At 66.7% G+C, this 18,421-nt stretch carries 14 protein-coding genes; 3 read left to right on the forward strand and 11 right to left on the reverse strand.

What is annotated here, in order from left to right; all coding sequences use genetic code 11:
• Window positions 1-106: 106 nt before the first annotated feature.
• The gene (locus XnspCFBP7698_RS20195; RefSeq protein WP_047694996.1) at window positions 107-2,986 is read left to right on the forward strand and encodes a TonB-dependent receptor; all 2,880 of its coding nucleotides are present in this window, start codon (window positions 107-109) and stop codon (window positions 2,984-2,986) included.
• A gap of 184 nt (window positions 2,987-3,170) precedes the next feature.
• Here XnspCFBP7698_RS20195 and XnspCFBP7698_RS20200 read toward each other — a convergent pair whose 3' ends face one another.
• The 9 genes from XnspCFBP7698_RS20200 to XnspCFBP7698_RS20240 all read right to left on the reverse strand — a co-directional run bounded on the left by XnspCFBP7698_RS20200 (window position 3,171) and on the right by XnspCFBP7698_RS20240 (window position 13,753).
• A complete protein-coding gene (locus XnspCFBP7698_RS20200; RefSeq protein WP_104581640.1) occupies window positions 3,171-4,373 on the reverse strand; it encodes an FAD-dependent monooxygenase in 1,203 nt (400 codons plus the stop codon).
• A gap of 58 nt (window positions 4,374-4,431) precedes the next feature.
• On the reverse strand, window positions 4,432-4,884 hold the full coding sequence (locus tag XnspCFBP7698_RS20205) for a MarR family winged helix-turn-helix transcriptional regulator (RefSeq protein WP_047695012.1): 453 nt from the start codon (window positions 4,882-4,884) through the stop codon (window positions 4,432-4,434).
• 195 nt (window positions 4,885-5,079) lie between these two features.
• Window positions 5,080-6,750 (reverse strand): choline dehydrogenase, encoded by a 1,671-nt coding sequence (gene betA / locus XnspCFBP7698_RS20210; RefSeq protein ID WP_104581653.1) that lies wholly within the window; start codon window positions 6,748-6,750, stop codon window positions 5,080-5,082.
• Window positions 6,751-6,892: 142 nt separating this feature from the next.
• Entirely contained in the window at window positions 6,893-8,365 is a 1,473-nt protein-coding gene (betB, locus tag XnspCFBP7698_RS20215) for a betaine-aldehyde dehydrogenase (protein ID WP_104581641.1), read from the reverse strand.
• Window positions 8,366-8,403: 38 nt separating this feature from the next.
• Window positions 8,404-10,383, reverse strand: coding sequence for a choline BCCT transporter BetT (betT, locus tag XnspCFBP7698_RS20220; RefSeq protein ID WP_104581642.1), 1,980 nt, complete (start codon window positions 10,381-10,383; stop codon window positions 8,404-8,406).
• A gap of 134 nt (window positions 10,384-10,517) precedes the next feature.
• Entirely contained in the window at window positions 10,518-11,255 is a 738-nt protein-coding gene (locus tag XnspCFBP7698_RS20225) for an endonuclease/exonuclease/phosphatase family protein (protein WP_047694993.1), read from the reverse strand.
• Window positions 11,256-11,304: 49 nt separating this feature from the next.
• Window positions 11,305-12,120, reverse strand: a complete 816-nt coding sequence (locus tag XnspCFBP7698_RS20230) for a thiol:disulfide interchange protein DsbA/DsbL (protein WP_039411912.1) — start codon at window positions 12,118-12,120, stop codon at window positions 11,305-11,307.
• A 91-nt stretch (window positions 12,121-12,211) separates the two neighbouring features.
• Window positions 12,212-12,862 (reverse strand): thiol:disulfide interchange protein DsbA/DsbL, encoded by a 651-nt coding sequence (locus XnspCFBP7698_RS20235; RefSeq protein ID WP_104581643.1) that lies wholly within the window; start codon window positions 12,860-12,862, stop codon window positions 12,212-12,214.
• A 93-nt stretch (window positions 12,863-12,955) separates the two neighbouring features.
• Window positions 12,956-13,753: a c-type cytochrome gene (locus tag XnspCFBP7698_RS20240; RefSeq protein ID WP_184367691.1), complete on the reverse strand. Its 798-nt coding sequence runs from the start codon at window positions 13,751-13,753 to the stop codon at window positions 12,956-12,958.
• Window positions 13,754-13,897: 144 nt separating this feature from the next.
• On the opposite strand from XnspCFBP7698_RS20240, the gene yihA reads away from it, so the two are divergent.
• Entirely contained in the window at window positions 13,898-14,521 is a 624-nt protein-coding gene (gene yihA, locus XnspCFBP7698_RS20245; protein WP_039411921.1) for a ribosome biogenesis GTP-binding protein YihA/YsxC, read from the forward strand.
• A gap of 73 nt (window positions 14,522-14,594) precedes the next feature.
• On the opposite strand, the gene XnspCFBP7698_RS20250 is transcribed toward yihA, so the two are convergent.
• Both XnspCFBP7698_RS20250 and XnspCFBP7698_RS20255 read right to left on the reverse strand, forming a co-directional pair.
• Complete coding sequence (locus tag XnspCFBP7698_RS20250; protein WP_104581644.1) at window positions 14,595-15,575, reverse strand: MBL fold metallo-hydrolase; 981 nt, start codon at window positions 15,573-15,575, stop codon at window positions 14,595-14,597.
• Window positions 15,576-15,681: 106 nt separating this feature from the next.
• Window positions 15,682-16,518 (reverse strand): helix-turn-helix transcriptional regulator, encoded by an 837-nt coding sequence (locus XnspCFBP7698_RS20255; RefSeq protein WP_104581645.1) that lies wholly within the window; start codon window positions 16,516-16,518, stop codon window positions 15,682-15,684.
• 461 nt (window positions 16,519-16,979) lie between these two features.
• Between XnspCFBP7698_RS20255 and XnspCFBP7698_RS20265 the strand changes: the two genes are divergently transcribed.
• Entirely contained in the window at window positions 16,980-18,344 is a 1,365-nt protein-coding gene (locus XnspCFBP7698_RS20265; protein WP_104581646.1) for a glutamate--cysteine ligase, read from the forward strand.
• The last annotated feature ends 77 nt before the right edge of the window (window positions 18,345-18,421 follow it).

The raw sequence follows: 18,421 nt of genomic DNA on the forward strand, positions 1-18,421 counted from the left end.
GCACCGCCAGATTGCGACGCGTTAAGGTTTCGTTTACAACTTGGCGCGGGACCGCAGGGCACGGGGGCGTGCGGACACTTTGAAGATCCTTCCGGAGAGAGAAAGGATGAAGCGTCTGATTTGCCCGTCGCGGTCGCGCCTGGCCGTGCAGTTGTCGTTGTGTTTGATTCCCACACTCGCCTGGGCGCAACAGCCCGAGGCCGCACCCGGCACGCGCACGCTCGATAGCGTGCAGGTCACCGGTACCCGCATCAAGACGGCCGAGCTGCAAGGCCAGGTGCCGATCCAGACGCTCAACCGCGCCGATATCGAGCGCACCGGCCTGACCTCGATCGGCGAGGTGCTGCAGGAGCTCACCGCGTCCGGTTCGGCGCTCAACGCCAAGTTCAATTCGTCCGGCAATTTCGGTTTTCCGCCCGATGGTGGCGGGGTGGGCGCGGGCTCGGCGCAGGTGGATCTGCGCCATCTCGGCTCCAAGCGCGTGCTGGTGCTGGTCGATGGCATCCGCTGGGTCAACGAATCCTCGGCGTCCGGCGTGGGGTCGTCGACCGACCTCAACACCATTCCGCTGGCGATCGTGGAGCGCATCGAAGTGCTCGAAGACGGCGCCTCGTCGTTGTACGGCTCCGACGCGATCGCCGGCGTGGTCAACATCATCACCCGGCGCACCTTCGATGGCGCGCAGGTCACGCTCAACTACGGCCAGTACGGCAAGGGCGATGGCGCCAACCAGGGCGTGGATCTGGCCTGGGGTACCAGTGGCGAGGATTTCAGCCTGTTTTTGGGTGCCAGCTACGTCAAGCAGGATCCGATCTATGCGCGTGACCGTGCGCAGGCGCGCTTCCCGATCCCCGGTACCGGGCTGACCTTCGGCAGCTCGGCCACGCCGGACGGGCGCTTCCAGTTCGTCGACCCGAACACCGGTGTGCGCCAGAACCTCACCCCCAATGCCGGTGTGGGCACGCCGCAATACGATGGCAGCGCCGGTTGCACGCGCAGCGATGATTACCACTGCTTCGGCACCGCCGATCGCTACAACTTTGCCGAGCAGAACCTGCTGCTGACGCCGTCCGAGCGCAAGGGCGTGTTTGCGCAGTTCCGCTATTACTTCAACGACGATGTGCAGTGGTACGTCAAGGCGTTGGGCAATCGCCGCGAGTCGACCAACCAGGCCGCACCGGAGCCGATCTTTCTCGGCCCCGATGCCGGCACCGGCAATCCGCTGGCCGACAACATCCGGATCTCGGCGCTCAATCCGTTCAATCCGTTCGGCTTCGATCTGGATTCGGCCACCAATCTGATCCAGATCGGCCGGCGCCCGGTGGAAGGCGGGCCGCGGCGCTACCAGCAGCAGGTGGATACGCAGTACGTCGGCACCGGGCTGGTGGGCACCTTCGAGGGCGCCGCGCGGACCTGGTTCTGGGACGTCAACGGCATGTACAGCAAGAACAAGGCCGAGCAGACCAACTACGGCAGCTACAACCTGTTCAACATCAATCTGGCGCTCGGCGACCCGGCTGCATGCGCGGCAGTGGCCGGCTGCGTGCCGCTGGATATCTTCAGCGGCGCCGGCAGCATCACGCCGGACATGTTGCGCTGGATCCAGCCGGTGGTACGCGACCGCAGCCAGAACGAATTGAGCCTGTTCACCGCCAACCTCAGCAGCGAACTGTTCCAGTTGCCCGGCGGCGCGGTGTCGTTTGCCACCGGCTACGAATACCGCAAGTACGAAGGCGCGTATCAGCCCGATCCGCTGACCGTGGCCGGGCGCTACAACGGCGTGCCGTCGTTGCCCACCTCCGGCAGCTACGACGTCAACGAGGCCTATCTCGAACTCAACATCCCGATCTTCGCCAACTCCTCGCTGGGCGACAAACTCGATCTGAACATCGCCGGGCGCTATTCGGATTACTCCACCTTCGGTGGCGAGTTCACGCCCAAGTACGGCCTGCGTTGGCAGGTGACCGATGAGCTGGTGTTGCGCACCAGTTACGCCGAAGGTTTCCGTGCGCCCACCATCGGCGAGCTGTTCGGTTCGGCCGCACGCGCCGACCTGCAGCTGTCGGACCCCTGCTCGATCGGCCTGGGCGGCACCGCACCGCGTGGCAGCGCCGCCAACTGCGCCGCACTGGGCGTGCCGGGCGGGTACCAGCAGGCCAATCAGCAGATCTCGGTGACCACCGGCGGCAATGAACAGCTGGACCCGGAACGCTCACGCAGCTTCAGTGCCGGCTTCGTCTTCAGCCCCGGCTTTGCCAGCAACGCCAGCTGGTCGGATCGGCTCGATCTGGAAGCCACGTTCTATCGCCATCATGTGGACGGTGCGATCCAGGCGATCAACGCGCAGACCCAGCTGGATCTGTGCGTGGACACACTGGACGCGCTGTATTGCGACGGCATTGCACGCGCCTCCACCGGCGGCATCAATGCGTTCAACAACCGCCTGACCAACCTGGGCTCGATCAAGACCGACGGTTGGGACGTGGACGTGTTCTGGACATTGCCGGAAACCGCGTTCGGCCGCTTCAAGCTGTCGTGGCAGAACACCTTCGTGGGCCGCTACGAGGCGCTTGGCGCAGCGGGCCAGCGCCAGCCGCAGGGGCCGGGCATCGAAGTGGTCGACAGCGCGATTCCCGAGTGGACCAGCAACGCCGTGCTGGATTGGTCGCTGGGTAACTGGACGGCGTCGTGGACGGCGCGGCACATCTCCAAGCTCACCGAGCAGTGCGGCGATGCGGTGGAGTTTGCGGTGTGTGGCAATCCGGCCGAAGGCACCAATCAGCTGGATGCAATCACCTATCACGATGCACAGATCGGGTATCGCGTCGATTGGCTCAAGGGCCTGCAGCTCACGGCCGGCTTGAACAACGTGTTCGACAAGGACCCACCGATCTGCCTGTCGTGCTCCCTCAACGGCTATGACGCCTCCACCTACGACATTCCCGGCGGGCGTTTCTGGTACGCGCGCGTGGACCTGAAGTTCTAGGGGGCAACCAGACGCCGCGTGGTTCCCAGGGAGGCCCGCGTGTGCTGACATGCAACGGCGGTCATGCACCGGCATGATCGCCTTTGCGCCTGGCATCGGGCCTGGGAGCCGGCCGCCAGGCGCCATATCGATGGATGGAGCGCTGCCGTGCAGTGGTTGCGACGGACCGGCGGCAACGGCCGCTTTAAAGGGTTGCTATCGGACGATAGTCGGGCAAGGCAATCCTGTTTGAATCGCGTGCGAAGCCGTCAGTGACGAGACGGCGAACAATCGGCATGCCTGCCACGCGCATCGCCCCACGCAATAGCGTCAGCCCGGCTGCGGAGTGCGGCCACAGCAGGCGCGGCACGAGCTTGGGAATGTTCTGACCTTCCTTGACGAACGGGCGCATGATCCGTTCGTAGCGCATGCACGCGTGCATCGGCGAGACGGCCTGGGCAAGTTCGCCTGCCAGCACGTAGCTGCCGACCAACGCCAGCGTCGTGCCGATGCCCGACAGCGAGGTGGGGCACCAGGCGGCATCGCCCGTCAGCACCACCCGGCCGGTGGACCACCGCGGCATATGCACCTGGCGCAACACATCGAAATAGAAATCGTCGACGTCGCGCATGGCGGCGAGAATGCGTGGAAATTCCCAGCCATCGTTGGCGAACCGGGTTTCGATGAAGCGCCGTTGCCGCTCCGGCGTCCAGGCGTTCTCGCCTCCGGGCTTTTTTTGTATGCCCAGATAAGCGCCAAGCTTGCCGTCGAGTGCGGGTTTGAGCGTTGCGCCGCGTCCGCCCAGCGTGTTGTATTGCCTGGCGTAGGCACTGTCGTGCGATTGCCGGGGGATGCTGAAATACGCAAGGGTCAGGTCCATCCAGCGCGGCACGTTCTCGCCGGGAAACACCAGCTCGCGTGTGTGCGACCCAACGCCTTCGGCGACGATGACCGCGTCGTAGCGGGCGCATCGACCACTGTAGAAGGTGATCTCGACACCGGTCTGGTCCTGGGCGACACCGCAGACGCTGTCACCGAAGCGATAGGCCACGCGTTCGCGCGAGGCCTCGTACAACATGCGCGCAAGGTCGCCGCGACGGATTTCCAGGTCGGCGGTGGGGCCGCTGTCGGTGTCTGACGCGTCTGCCTTGAACCGCGCAATGACGCGATCGTCTGCGTCCACCCAGTCGGTGCCGAGCTCCCTGGTGCTGCGTTCGAACGCGCGGGCTTCCAGTCCCATGCGGCGCAGCACGTCGCGCGCATTGCCCCGGACATCGACGTTCTGGCCGCCGTCGCGAAACGCCGGTGCGCGTTCGACCACCTCCACCTCGACCCCGTACGCGTCGAGCCACCACGCAGCGGTGGTCCCGGCGACGCTGGCGCCTGTAATGAGTATCCGGCGGGACATGCGACCACTCCTGCAGTGAATTTACATCACGCATGATACGTAAATATCATGTGTGATGCTATTCGCCGGCAGCGGATTCCAGGTTGGCGATGAGCCGGCCGAGAAGCGCCGTCAGCAGGCCGGCGTCCTTGCCGGAAAATCCCGAGACGCCGAGTGCATTGACATCGAGCAGGACGGTGCGCCCGGTTGCGGCGGCGTCTTGCCCTGCCGCGGTCAAGCGAACGGTGGCGGCGCGCTTGTCGGTCGACGATGCTTCGCGTGCGATCAGCGCCATCGCTTCAAGCTTGTCCAGCAACGCGGCCATCGCCGGCTGCTTCACCGCGGACTCGCGCACCAGGTCCCGCTGCAGCATCGGGCCCTTCCAGGACAACAGCAGTAATGGCCCGATCAGCGCGAGCGTCAGTCCATGCTCGCGCAGGCGGGCATCGACCAAGCGATTGAAGACGCGCGCAGCATGGTTGGCCAGATAGCCGGGCGCGATGGCGGCTTCCGGGTGGATGTCCGAGGTCATGCGCGAAGCATAGCCCACGTGTGCCGGGCTAGGTGCTTGCGTCAATGGTGCTGCAGTCATCTTGCAGGCAGCAGTACCGTTGACGATGAAGTGGCGCCCGGTGCTGCCGCCGAGCGCATGCACCCGCGACGCGTCGCTGCCGATGCGCGGGGCGCCCGGCGCGCTCGCGCTGACAGTTTCAATCAAGCGCTAGGCTCAACGGCGAACCGGCGCATCGCCTGCGATGTAATAGTCGGCCGTGCTGCGCGGCAAGGGAGTGCGCCCGCGCATGCGGTCGGCGATCTTCTCGGCGATCATGATGGTGGTCGCATTGAGGTTGCCGGTAATGATGCGCGGCATGATGGACGCGTCGATCACGCGCAGGCCTTCCATGCCGTGCACGCGGCCCTGCCCATCGACCACGGCCATGTCGTCGGTGCCCATCGCACACGAACACGACGGGTGGTAGGCGGTTTCCGCACGCGCGCGGACGAAGGCATCCAGTTCCGCATCGGTCCTGCAATCGGCGCTCGGGCTGATTTCGCGGCCGCGGTACGCATCGAGCGCGGGCTGGGCGATGATCTCGCGGGTGATACGGATCGCGTCGCGGAATTCCTGCCAGTCCTGGTCGGTGGATTGGTAATTGAACAGGATGGACGGATGCTGACGCGGATCGCGCGACTTGGCATGCACGCGTCCGCGGCTGGGCGTGCGCATCGAGCCGACATGCGCCTGGAAGCCGTGCTCCTTCACCGCATTGCTGCCGTTGTAATTGATGGCGACGGGGAGGAAGTGGTACTGGATGTTGGGCCAGTCGAACTCATCGCGCGTGCGGATGAAGCCGCCGGCTTCGAACTGATTGCTGGCACCGGTGCCGGTGCCGGCGAACAACCATTCGGCGCCGATCGCAGGCTGGTTCCACCATTGCAAGGCCGGGTACAGCGACACCGGCTTGGTGCACGCGTACTGGATGTAGACCTCCAGATGGTCCTGCAGATTCTGGCCCACGCCTGGCAGGTCGTGCACCAGCTGCACGTCGAGTGCACGCAGCAGATCGGGCGCGCCCACGCCGGAGCGCTGCAACAGTTGCGGCGATGCAATCGCGCCGGCGCACACCAGTACTTCGCGGCGGGCATGCGCATCGATGCCTCCGCTGCTGTTGCCGACCAGGTAATGCACGCCGATGGCGCGCTTGCCGGCAAACAGGATGCGGTCGGTGGTGGCGTGGGTGACGATGTGCAGGCCATCGCGCGGCCTGGCCATGTCCAGATAGCCGCGCGCGGTGCTGGCGCGGCGGCCGCGCGGGGTGACGGTGCGGTCCATCGGCCCGAAGCCTTCCTGCTGGTAGCCATTGAGATCGTCGGTGCGTGGGTAGCCTGCCTGGACGCCTGCCTCGACCATGGCATGGAACAACACGTTGTTGTCGTTCTTCGGCGTGGCCACGCTCACCGGGCCCTCGCCGCCGTGGTAATCGTTGGCGCCGATGTCGCGCGTCTCTGCCTTGCGGAAGTAGGGCAGCACATCGCGGTAGCTCCAGTCCTCCAGGCCGGGGCGCCTGGCCCAATGGTCGAAGTCCAGCGCGTTGCCGCGGATGTAGCACATGCCGTTGATCAGCGAGGAGCCACCCAGGCCCTTGCCGCGCCCGCACTCCATCCGCCGGTTGTCCATGTACGGTTCCGGCTCGGTCTCGTAGGCCCAGTTGTAGCGGCGGCCCTGCAGCGGAAATGCCAGCGCTGCGGGCATCTGGGTGCGGAAGTCCAGGCGGTAGTCCGGCCCGCCCGCTTCGAGCAACAGCACGGTCACGCCCGGGTCTTCGGTCAGGCGCGCAGCCAGCACGTTACCGGCCGAACCTGCGCCGATGATGATGTAGTCGTATTCGCGTTGCATGGTGGTCTCCTGAAGCATCTGCGGTGCAGTGGCAGTCGAAGGTGCTGCGCAGGTGTGGGCTTGCCGCGGCAGCGTGTTGCCACGCTCCGCACCTGGTTGGCAGGAGGCAGCCGCCGAGCGACTGCGACCTGGGGCGAACCCCTCAGAACACCGAGGCGTAGCGTTCCAGCTCGACCTGGACCGATTTGGTACGCGTATACGCCTGCAAGGTGGCCAGGCCGTTCTCGCGCCCCACGCCGGATTGCTTGTAGCCGCCCACCGGCATCGGTGCGGGCGATTCGCCCCAGGTGTTGATCCAGCAGATGCCCGCTTCCAGGCGATGGATCAGCCGGTGCGCACGGACCAGATCCGGGGTGACCACGCCGGCCGCCAGGCCATAGCTGGTGGCATTGGCGCGTGCGATCGCCTCGTCCTCGTCGTCGTAGGTGAGCAGGCTCAGCACTGGCCCGAAGATTTCTTCGCGCACGATGGCCATCACGTCGGTGCAATCGCTGAAGATGGTCGGGGCCACGTAATAGCCCTGCGCCAGCGCACCATCGCGCAGGCGCTCGCCGCCGCACAGCAGGCGTGCACCCTCGGCCTTGCCCTGTTCGATGTAGTCGAGCACCCGCTGCATGTGCGCCGCACTGACCAATGGGCCGAAGGTGGTGCGCGTATCCAGCGGGTCGCCGATATGGATGCGTTGCACGCGTGCCAGCAGCCGCGCTTCGAAGGCGTTGCGCAGCGCGCGCGGCACGAACACGCGGGTGCCGTTGGTGCACACCTGCCCGGAGCTGTAGAAGTTGGCCATCATCGCAATGTCGGCGGCCAGATCCAGGTCGGCATCGGCACACACAATCAACGGCGACTTGCCGCCCAGTTCCATGGTCACGTCCTTCAGCGACGAACTCGATGCGCTGGCCATCACCTTGCGGCCGGTGGCGGTGCCGCCGGTAAAGCTGATCTTTTCGATCTGCGGGTGTTCGGTGAGCGCGGTGCCCACGCTGGCACCATCGCCGGGCAGCACGTTGAACACGCCATCGGGCAGGCCGGCTTCGGTGAACAGCTCGGCAAGCTTGAGTGCGGTGAGCGGGGTGACTTCGCTGGGCTTGAAGATCATCGCGTTACCGGCCGCCAGCGCGGGTGCGGCCTTCCACAGCGCGATCTGGATGGGGTAATTCCATGCGCCGATCGCGCCGACCACGCCCAACGGTTCGTGGCGCGTGTAGAAAAAACTGCCTTCGCGCAGCGGCACCTGCGCACCCTGCAGTGCGTGCGCCACACCGGCGTAGTACTCCAGCACGTCGGCGCCGGTGACGACGTCCACGCTGCGGGTTTCGCTCAGCGGTTTGCCGGTATTGAGCGTTTCCAGCTCGGCCAGCGCATCGTTGCGCTCGCGCAGCAATGCCACCGCGCGCAGCAGGATTCGCGAGCGCTCCACCGTGGTCAGCGCCGCCCATTCGCGCTGGCCGGCCCTGGCGCTGTCGACAGCGGCATCCAGGTCGTCGGCACCGGCATTGTGCACGTTGGCCAGCACCTCGCCGGTGGCCGGGTTGACCACTTCGAACGTGTGGCCGCCGCGGGCGGGAACATGACGGCCGCCGATGTACAGCAACTGGTCGGGAAAACGTGGCATGACAAACCTCCTGGGGACAGGCGCCGTAGTGCTGCAACTCAGCGGGTGAGGTGCAGGAACTGCAGGTGACGCTCGTATTGATCGATGATGTCGTTGATGATCTGCTCGCGGCTGTAACCGACCAGGTCGTAATCCTGGCTGCCTTCGTACAGATACACTTCAGCGCGGTAATAGCGCTGGTTGCGCAGGCGCTGTGCGGCAAACGACGGAGTGAGATACCCGCGCAGGACCACCTGGTAGCGGAAACCCTGCTGCTCGCCATGATCGACGCTGATGTCCATGTCGCCGTCGTCGATGCGGCTGCTGACGTTCCAGCCTTCTTCCTGCAGCTGTGCGGTCACCGCCTCGATGGCCGGGCGCACCTGGTCGCGCATGAAGCGATAGACCTCGTCGCGCGCCGGGAAATGCATGGCCTGGCCCAGGCGTTGGCGCCACCCGCCATGATGGCGCGATTGCCCGATCAACGGACTGGGGCTGTGCAGCTGTGCACGTTTGCGCTGCGATTCCTCGCTGAGCGCGCGCGACAGCCCCCACGCCATCAACAGCAACACCGCCGAGAACGGCAACGATGCCAGCACCACCGCCGATTTCAGCGCGTCCATGCTGCCGGCCAGCAACAGGCCTGCGGTGACCACGGCAGTGAGCACGCCCCAGAACACGCGCAGCCAGCGCGGGCCGTCGTCGTGCGGTTCGCCGCCATGCGAGGACAGCGTGGACAACACCACCGTGCCGGAATCGGCCGAGGTCACGAAGAACACGAAGCTGATCGCCACGGTCACCGTGATCACCGTGCGGCTCCACGGGTAACTCTGCAGCAGCGAATACAACACCGTCTCAGGGGCGTCGATGGCCTGCTGTGCCCATGCTGCCTGGCCATGGTGCAGGAGCTGATCCAGTGCGCTATTGCCGAAGATCGACAGCCACGCCAGCGTGAAACCGAGCGGTATCAACAGCACGCCCAGCACGAACTCGCGAATGGTGCGCCCGCGCGAAATGCGCGCGATGAACAAGCCCACGAATGGCGCCCAGCCGATCCACCAGGCCCAGTAGAACACCGTCCAGTTGCCCAGCCAGTCGGCGCGGCCGCCATAGGCATATACATCGAAACTCTTGCCGACCACGCTGCCCAGGTAGTCGCCCAGGTTCTGCATCAAGGCATTGAGCAGGTACTGCGTGGGGCCGGCAAACAGCATGAACAGCAACAGCGCGATCGCCAGCAGCATGTTGATGTCCGACATCCAGCGCACGCCCTTTTCCACGCCGGAGACCGCGACAATAATTGCCGCGCCCATCATTGCCGCGATCAGCGCGACCTGCACCCAGTGCGCGTGCGGCACGTCCATCAAGGTGCCCAGGCCGGCGTTGAGGTGCAGCACGCCAAAGCCCATGTCCGCGCCCAGGCCGAACACGGTGGCCACGATGCCCAGTGCGTCCACGGTGTAACCGATCGGCCCGTTGATACGTTTTCCGATCAGCGGATACAGCGCCGAACGCAAGGCCAGCGGCAGATTGTGGCGGAAGGCGAAATAGGCCAGCGCCATGGCGGCGAGTGCGAACACGCCCCAGCCATGCAGGCCCCAGTGCAGGAACAGCAACTGCATGGCCTGCCGGGCGGATGTTTCGCCGTTGCCGGTGCCGCCCTGGGGCGGCTGCAGATAATGGGTGAGCGGTTCGGAGACGCAGAAGAAGAACAGCGTGATGCTGATGCCCGCAGCGAACAACATGCCGGCCCAGGAGAGATAACTGAATTCCGGTTCGTCGTGATCGGCACCGAGCTTGATGTTGCCGTAGCTGGACAAGGCCACGCCCAGCACGAACACCAGGTACACCGTCATTGCCAGCAGGTAGTACCAGCCGACATTGCGCGAGGCCCAGGTCTGCGCATCCAGCAGCACGCGGCCTGATTCAAGCGGAAACAACGACACCAGCACGGCAAACGTGCACACGACCGTGGCTGCCAGCACGAACACCGGGCGCAGGGTACGGACCGGCTGGGTGTGCGGCGCTGTCGCACTCATGGCAACGCACTCATACGATGCGTATCACGTGATGTGCTCCCAACAAAAAACCGCCTGCGTTATCGCACAGGCGGTGTCGAGGGGGTGTCATCGGTCGAGTTCGCCAGTGCGAACCCGTTGGCAGCTTGCGTGCGCTAGCGCAGCAGCTGCAGTGGCACGCGGATATCCATGCCGACCGCCAGGTGATCCGAAAACGCTGCCGGTATGGCTTCGGTGTGTTCGATCACCAGGCTGTCGCTGACCAGGATATGGTCGATCGCCCGGTCCGGCCGCCAGCTCGGGAAGGTATGCACCACGCAACTTGGCGGCTGCAGGCGCGTGTGGCGGTACAGGGCCTGCATTTCCGGCCGGTCGGCCACGCAGTTGAAGTCGCCCATCAGCATGGCGTTGGGATGCTCGGACAGGAGCTCGGCGATGAAGGCCAGTTGCGCCATGCGCGAATTGGCGCCCAGCGACAGATGCGCCACCGCCACCGCAAGCCCCTCGCGGCCCTGCCCGAACTTGGCAAGCAGGATGCCGCGCCCGCCGATGCGGCCGGGCAAGGCATGGTCCTGCACTTCCAGCGGTTCGAGCTTGCTGAGCAGGCCGTTGGCGCTGGAGGCCACCCCACCCATGCGGCGGTTGGGCTGGTGGCTCCAGTAATGGAAGCCGGCGCGCTCGGCCAGGTAGTGGGTCTGGTTGGTGAAGCCCGAGCGCAGGCTGCCCGGGTCGGCTTCCTGCAGGCCGACGATGTCGCGTTCGCCGGCCAGCTTGGCGATGCTGTCCAGGCTGGTGCGCTTTGCTCCCAGCGGCAGCGCATGCGACCAGCTGCGGGTCACGTAATCGCTGTAGCGGCGGGTGCTGGAGCCGGCCTGGATATTGGCGGTCAGCACCCGCAGGGTGCGCGAGTCCGAAGCGTTCACGGCGTTGCGGTCGTCCGGCTCACTTGGCCAGCGTGGCGCGTTCGCGCGCGATCAGGTGATCGGCGATGCGGAGCATGTCCGGGAAGCTCTGGCCCTTGACCAGGTACTTGCCGTTGACGATCAGCGACGGCGTGCCGGTGATCTTGCTGCGGGTGGCGAACTGCTTGGCGCGGTTGGTCTTGGCCGAGACGCCGAAGCTGCTCATGGTGTCGATGAAGGTCTTGGAGTCCACGCCGTACTTGGCGTAGAACGCGGCGATGTCCTGCACCGAATCCTTGCCGCGCTCGCCCTTCAGGCTCTGGTCGACATGGATGGCCTTGTACAGCGCTTCGTGGGTCTTTTCCTGCACGCCCAGCGTTTCGGCGGCGTAGAAGGCGCGCGCGTAGTCATCCCACGGACCACCGAACATCGCCGGCACGTAGACGAAATGCACGTCCGACGGCAGCCCGGCCTTCCACGGCCCGATCAGCGGCTGGAATGCGTTGCAGGCCGGGCAGACATAGCCGAACACCTCCGCCACTTCGATCTTGCCGGCGGCCTGCTGATACGGCTGGCCACCGTCGATGTCCAGATAATCGGTGCCGGCGACCGGCTCCGGGCCATTCGGCGCGCGCGGGGCGGCGCTGGGTGCGGCCGGTGGCGGGGTGGTGGCGCTTTCGCCCACCGCTGGCGGGGCGGCCGGGTCGGCGGCCGGCGTGGCAGCGGCCGGAGCGGGTGCCGTCTCGGCCGCCGGCGTGGTCGCGGCGGGCGCAGTGTCGGACGAGCCGTCCTGGGCCTTGCAGGCGACCAGGATCGGCAGCAGCGCCATCAGCGTCAGGGCGAAGCGGGTCTTCATCGGATTGGATCTCCAGCGTGGGGCGAGGAAAGGGCCGGACGGCCGCGGGGCGCATGATGCCACGGGCGGCTGTCGGTGGCGGTTACGCGGTTCAGCGCTTGGCAGGCGCGGCATGTTCGCGGGCAATCAGGTAGTCGGCCACGCGCAGCATGTCCGGGTAATTGCGCGCGCCGATCAGATAGCGGCCGTTGACGATGAGGGCCGGCGTGCCGGGCAGCTTGCTGCGCAGGGCGAACTCGCGTGCGGCCTTGAGCCTGGCGTCCACCGCCTCGCTCTTGAAGGTGTCGACGAAGCGTTGCTGCGGCACGCCGTAGTCGGCATAGAACACGGCCAGTTCGTCTGCGGACACGTTCTGGGTCGGCACGCTCTGCTTTTCATGGATGGCATCGAACATCGCGCGGTGGCTGCGCTTGGCCACGCCCAGGATGTCGGCGGCGAAATAGGCCCGCGCAAACGCATCCCAGAACCCGCCGAAGGCCGCCGGCATCGGGGTGAAGCGCACATACGCGGGCTGCTTGGCGGCCCAGGCCTCCAGCGTGGGTTCGAAGTGCGCGCAATGCGGGCAGGTGTAGCCGAACACCTCGACCACTTCGACCTTGCCGGCCAGCGGCGCATACGGCTGGCCGCCGTCGATCAGGGTGTAGTCCTCGCCTTCGACCGGTGGCGCCGTCTTGTCGGCGGCGCAGGCCGCCAGCGGTACCAGGATCAACAGCAGCAGGGACAGGCGGGAAAGCAGATTCATGCGGGCTCCGTGGGGCGAGGGGGAGAGCGGGAAACGACGACGCCGGTCTCGGGACCGGCGTCGTGACACGGTGGGGCAGGTGCGACCGTCAGCTCATGAGCGTGCCGGGGTGCCGGCGGGCATCTGGGCGGCGGCCGCATCGTCGGCGCGGTCGTGCAGACCTTGCAGATAACTGGCCAGCGCCTGGATCTCCTGCTCGGTCAGCGGGTGCGCTACCTGCGCCATGATATTGAACAGCGCCGGATTGCGCTCCTGGGTGGCGCCGGCCTGGTATTCCTTCAGGCGCCGCGCCACGTACTCGGCATGCTGGCCGCCCAGGCGTGGGTAGGCCGGGCCGGGATTGCCGCCGCCGGACGGGCCATGGCAGGCCATGCAAGCCGGCACGCCGCGCGCGATGTCGCCGCCGCGGTAGAGCTTTTCGCCGACCTCGTAGAACTTCATGCCCTGGTACGGGCCCTCGGCAATGGCCGCATCGTCGGCCACCCCGGCGGCGGACTTCTGGGTGGCGAAGTAGGCCCCCAGGTCGCGCATGTCCTGCGCCGTGAGGTCCTTGACGAACGGCACCATGACCGCCGACATGCCGGTGTTGCGTTCGCCGCTGGCGATCAGCGCGACCTGATGCGCCACGTAGCGCTCGGTCTGGCCGGCGATGCGCGGGTACATCGCCACCGCCGGGTTGCCGTCCGGGCCGTGGCAGGCCGCGCAGGCCGCCGCCTTGGCCTGGCCGGCCTTGGCATCGCCCCAGGTGGTCTTGGCCAGATCCACCTCCAGCGGCGCAACGCGCACGGGCGGCGGATCGGGGATCGGCGTGACCGCCGACTGCGCAAATGCCACGGCCGCGATGACCGGCACGGCGAGGGTGGCGAGGACTAGCACACGAGCATGGCGCATCAGCTAAAGCTCCGTATGGACCCGGCCCGCGCGCGTTGGGTGCTGGCTGTGGCAGGCGTGCTTCGATTATCGACACGCCTTTGCGCCAGGGTCAACGAACAGTGCAGCAAAACCGGCAGAGCCCGAACGTGCGATCCTAGGGGGATGTCGCTCCTTATCGAACAAGCCCGCTACCACCTGTCCGCCCACAACGCCCGGCAATTGCCTGACGATGGCGGTTACGAGGTGGCCTTCGCCGGCCGCTCCAACGCCGGAAAATCCAGCGCGCTCAATGCGCTGACCCGCCAGAATTCGCTGGCGCGCGTGTCCAAGACCCCTGGCCGCACCCAGCAGCTGGTGTTCTTCCAGATCCAGCCCGAGCGCTACCTGGTGGACCTGCCCGGCTACGGCTACGCCAAGGTGCCGCAGGACCTGCAGGCGCACTGGCAGGCCTTCATCGACCGCTATTTCCGCACCCGCGAGGCGCTGCGCGGGCTGGTGGTGGTGATGGACATCCGCCACCCGCTCAAGGATTACGACCTGCAGATGCTCGGCTATGCGGCCGAACGCGGCCTGCCCGCGCACGGTTTGCTGACCAAGGCCGACAAGCTCGGCCGTGGCCAGCAGATGCAGACGCTGCAGAAGGTCAAGAAGGAAGTGACCTCGCGCTTCGGCGATAGCGTGACCGTGCAGACCTATTCCGGCGAATCGCGCCAGGGCGTGGACGAACTGCGCGGGATTGTCGGTGGCTGGCTGGGGCTGGATGTGGAAACGCCCGCCGCCGAGTGATGCCCGGCGGCCGTGACGGCCGTGGCCCATCGATGCGGTGCACGACGGCGAGCGGAAGCTCGCCGTCTCGCGTTCAGGGCGTGGCCGGCACCGCGCCGAACTCGGTCGGCACCCAGGCGAACGCGGCACCGTCGCGGCGCACGTGGCCCAGCCCCGGGAACGGCAGGTGCGCGCCGGCCACCCACCACCTGCCGTCCGCAGCCTGCGCCAACATGCGGCGGCGGGAGCCGATCGCCTTGGCTCGGTCGCTGTCGGCCTCGAACGAGGCGTTCGGATTTGTAAATTGCACGGCGTGGTAGTGCAGCACGTCGCCCCACACCAGCAGCGAGTTGTCGGGGCCGCCGTCGAAGCGATATGAGACATGGCCCGGGGTGTGGCCCTGGCTGTCCAGGGCGACGATGCCGGCCGGCAGGGCGATCTTGCCCGGCTTAAACCGGCGTAGACGTCCCTGCGCCTGGTAAGGTGCCACCGCCGCGCGCGCCAGCGGAAACGCGAATTTCAGCAGCGGTCCGGCGTCCGCCTCGGATGCGGGGTCCAGCCAGTACGCGGCATCGGCAGCGGACAACCACACCGTGGCAGCGGGAAACGCCGGTTTGCCCTGTGCGTCCAGCAGGCCGCACAGGTGATCCGGATGGGCGTGGGTGAGCAGGACATCGTCGACCTGGGCAGGGTCGTAGCCGGCGGCGCGTAGATTGCTCAGCACCTGGCCCAGGCCAGGACCCAGGCACTGCGCGGTGCCGGTATCGACCAGGCTGAGGTGGCTGCCGTCCTGCACCAGATACGCGTTGACCGCTGTCTGCAATCCCCTGGCGTCTTCGGGCACGAAGCCCTGCGCAAGCAGCCGGTCGCGTTCGGCCGGGTCGAGATTGGACAGCTGCTGGCGCGTCAATGCGACGCTGCCATCGAACAGCGCGGTCACCCGCAGCGTGCCGATGCGTTGCAGATAGAAGCCGGGCACCTGCTGGTGGGTGCCGGCAGGCGTGGCAGCCTGGGCGAGGGTGGCGCTGACGGTCAGCAGCAGGGGCGCCAGCGAACGCAGGGCGGGAAACGACATGGGGGCAACTCCAGGACAGGCGGCACCGCCGCGGTGGCGTCATGCTGGCTGCCGCGGCGCGCGCGATTCGCTCATTGCGCTGCGCCAAGCGCTCGCCGCGCTCGCTCTAACGGCTGTTGCCGATGCTGCCCGGGTCCAGCCCGTAGCGCTGCTGGAAGCGCTGACTGAAGCTGCGTGTGGAGCGATAGCCCGCCCGTGCGGCCACGGTCTTGAGCGGCCAGCGTGTGGTGTAGAGCAGGGCCATTGCGTGCGCGAGCCGCGCATCGGTAATCAGGTCGCGCAGCGAGCGCTGCTCGGCGGCCAGATGCCGGCGCAAGGTGGCGCCGCTGATGCCCAGGCTGTCTTCGATATCGCGCGAGCGCCAGGCCCGTTGTGGCTGTGCGGTGATCAGCGCACGCACCTGGTCGGCGAGACTGGGCGCAGGCGGTAACAGCAGACCGCCGTGGCCGCGACGGCAAACGCCGATGATCAACGCGGCCAGTGCAAGGCGCGCTTCGGTGTACAGCCCCTGTTGTAGCGCATCGCGCCATTGCCGCAACGGTCCGTCGAACGCGATGGCCGGCAACCGCGCGATGTCGGCACCGGCCTCGGGGAGTGGCTCGTTCCACAATGCCCGCGCTGCGGACAGCGCCTCTTCGCACAACGGGACCACCGCACTCAGGTAGAGCCCGGTATGCGGGTCGGGGGTGTTGACGACGTCGATGCGGCAGCGGCGCGTCACCAGGAACAGGTCGCCGGGTACGAATTCCAGCACTTGGGTTGCCGTGCGTACCTGTTTGCGGCCCTGCAGCAGGATGGCGAACTGCGCCTGGGCCAGGTCCACCGAGCGCGCCCCGTGCTCGCGTCGCGCGCTCACGCAGGCAAAGCCTTCGGCGCGCTCGCAGTGCATCAGGCTGGCCATCTGCGCAAGCAGGGCGTCGGTGGGCGTGGGCGCAACGGTCATGGCCGGGCGATGCTACAGGATCGTGTGCGCGCCACTTCCATGCCTAGCGCCATGCCTGCCGGTCTGCCGGGTCATGCGGGCCCACGACGGGCGAATGAAGCACGCTGCTGAGGGCTGGTCCCGGGCGGCCCCGGGTCGGTTCGATTGCGCAACCTTCCTTCGGGAGGCGGCCGGGCGATCCAGGCGAGTCACGGCTCGAGGGTAGTGGTGAGTGCAGGCTGCTGCGACGGCCATGCCCGACATCGCTCACCGGCGGCGGTGCCTGCGCTTGCCATTGCAGCAGGATCGTGCCGGCGTGCAGGGGGCTGCCGCCAGCCGCGACGCTGCCATGCGCATGGATGGAAATCTCAGACCCGGCCGATGGCGGCAATTCTTCCATGCCCTGCGGGTATAGTGCGGGCCTTGCGGTGGCTGGGGACGACCCCCACATCGTCCCACCCCTTTCGTTTGCGAGCCTGCCCTTGTCGAGTCCCAGCCACGTTGCCGAAACGCCGATCACCGAACGCGCGGAACTGGTCCAGGTGCTGGCCTCCGGCGAAAAGCCGAGTGCGGACTGGCGGATCGGCACCGAGCACGAAAAGTTCGGGTTCCAGCTCGACGACCTGCGTGCGCCCACCTTTGAAGGCACCCGCGGCATCGAGGCCTTGCTGACCGGCTTGACCCGTTTCGGCTGGGAGCCCGTGCAGGAAAACGGCCACACCATCGCGTTGCTGCGCGACGGCGCCTCGGTGACCCTGGAGCCGGCGGGCCAGCTGGAGCTCTCCGGCGCGGCAGTGGAAACCCTGCACCACACCTGCGTGGAAACCGGCACCCATCTGGACGAGGTGGCGCAGGTGGCCGGCGAGTTGCAGCTCGGGTTCCTGGGCATGGGCTTCCAGCCCAAGTGGCGCCGCGACCAGATGCCGTGGATGCCCAAGGGCCGCTACCAGATCATGAAGAACTACATGCCCAAGGTCGGCTCGCTCGGCCTGGACATGATGACGCGCACCTGCACCGTGCAGGTCAACCTGGATTACGCCACCGAAGCGGACATGGTGAAGAAGTTCCGCGTCTCGCTGGCGCTGCAGCCGATCGCCACCGCGCTGTTTGCCGATTCGCCGTTTACCGAAGGCAAACCCAACGGCTACCTGAGCTACCGCTCGCACATCTGGACCGACACCGACGCCGACCGCACCGGCATGCTGGATTTCGTGTTCGAAGACGGCTTCAGCTATGAGCGCTACGTCGATTACCTGCTCGATGTGCCGATGTATTTCTCGTATCGCGATGGTGTCTATCACGATGCGAGCGGGCAGAGCTTCCGCGACTTCATGCAGGGCAAGCTGCCGGCGTTGCCGGGTGCGTTGCCGACGCTGCGTGACTGGTCGGACCACATGACCACCGCGTTTCCGGAAGTGCGTTTGAAGAAATATCTGGAGATGCGCGGCGCCGACGCCGGCCCGTGGGATCGCCTGTGCGCGTTGTCGGCGTTCTGGGTGGGCCTGTTGTACGACCAGACCGCGCTGGATGCGGCCTGGGACCTGGTCAAGGATTTCAGCCCCACCGAGCGGCATGCGCTGCGCGACGGTGTGCCCAGGCACGCGCTGGGCCTGCCGTTCCGTAACGGCACTGCGCGCGATCTGGCAGTGGAGGCGGTCAACATCGCGCGCGAAGGCCTGCGTCGTCGCGCACGCCTGAACCGCGACGGGCAGGACGAGACCGGGTTCCTGGACGTCATCGCCGAGATCGCCGAAAGCGGCGTCACCGCGGCCGAGCGCAAGCTGGCGCTGTATCACGGCGCCTGGAATGGCGATATCGACCGCGTGTTTCGCGAGTTTGCTTACTGAGTGAGCGGCATGCGGCGGAAGGCGCGCCGTGAGGCGGCGCGCGTTGCCGTGCGTGACGGTGCGCGCAGTGGATTGTC

It is taken from the genome of Xanthomonas sp. CFBP 7698 (assembly GCF_003600855.1).
Taxonomy (GTDB): domain Bacteria; phylum Pseudomonadota; class Gammaproteobacteria; order Xanthomonadales; family Xanthomonadaceae; genus Xanthomonas; species Xanthomonas cannabis.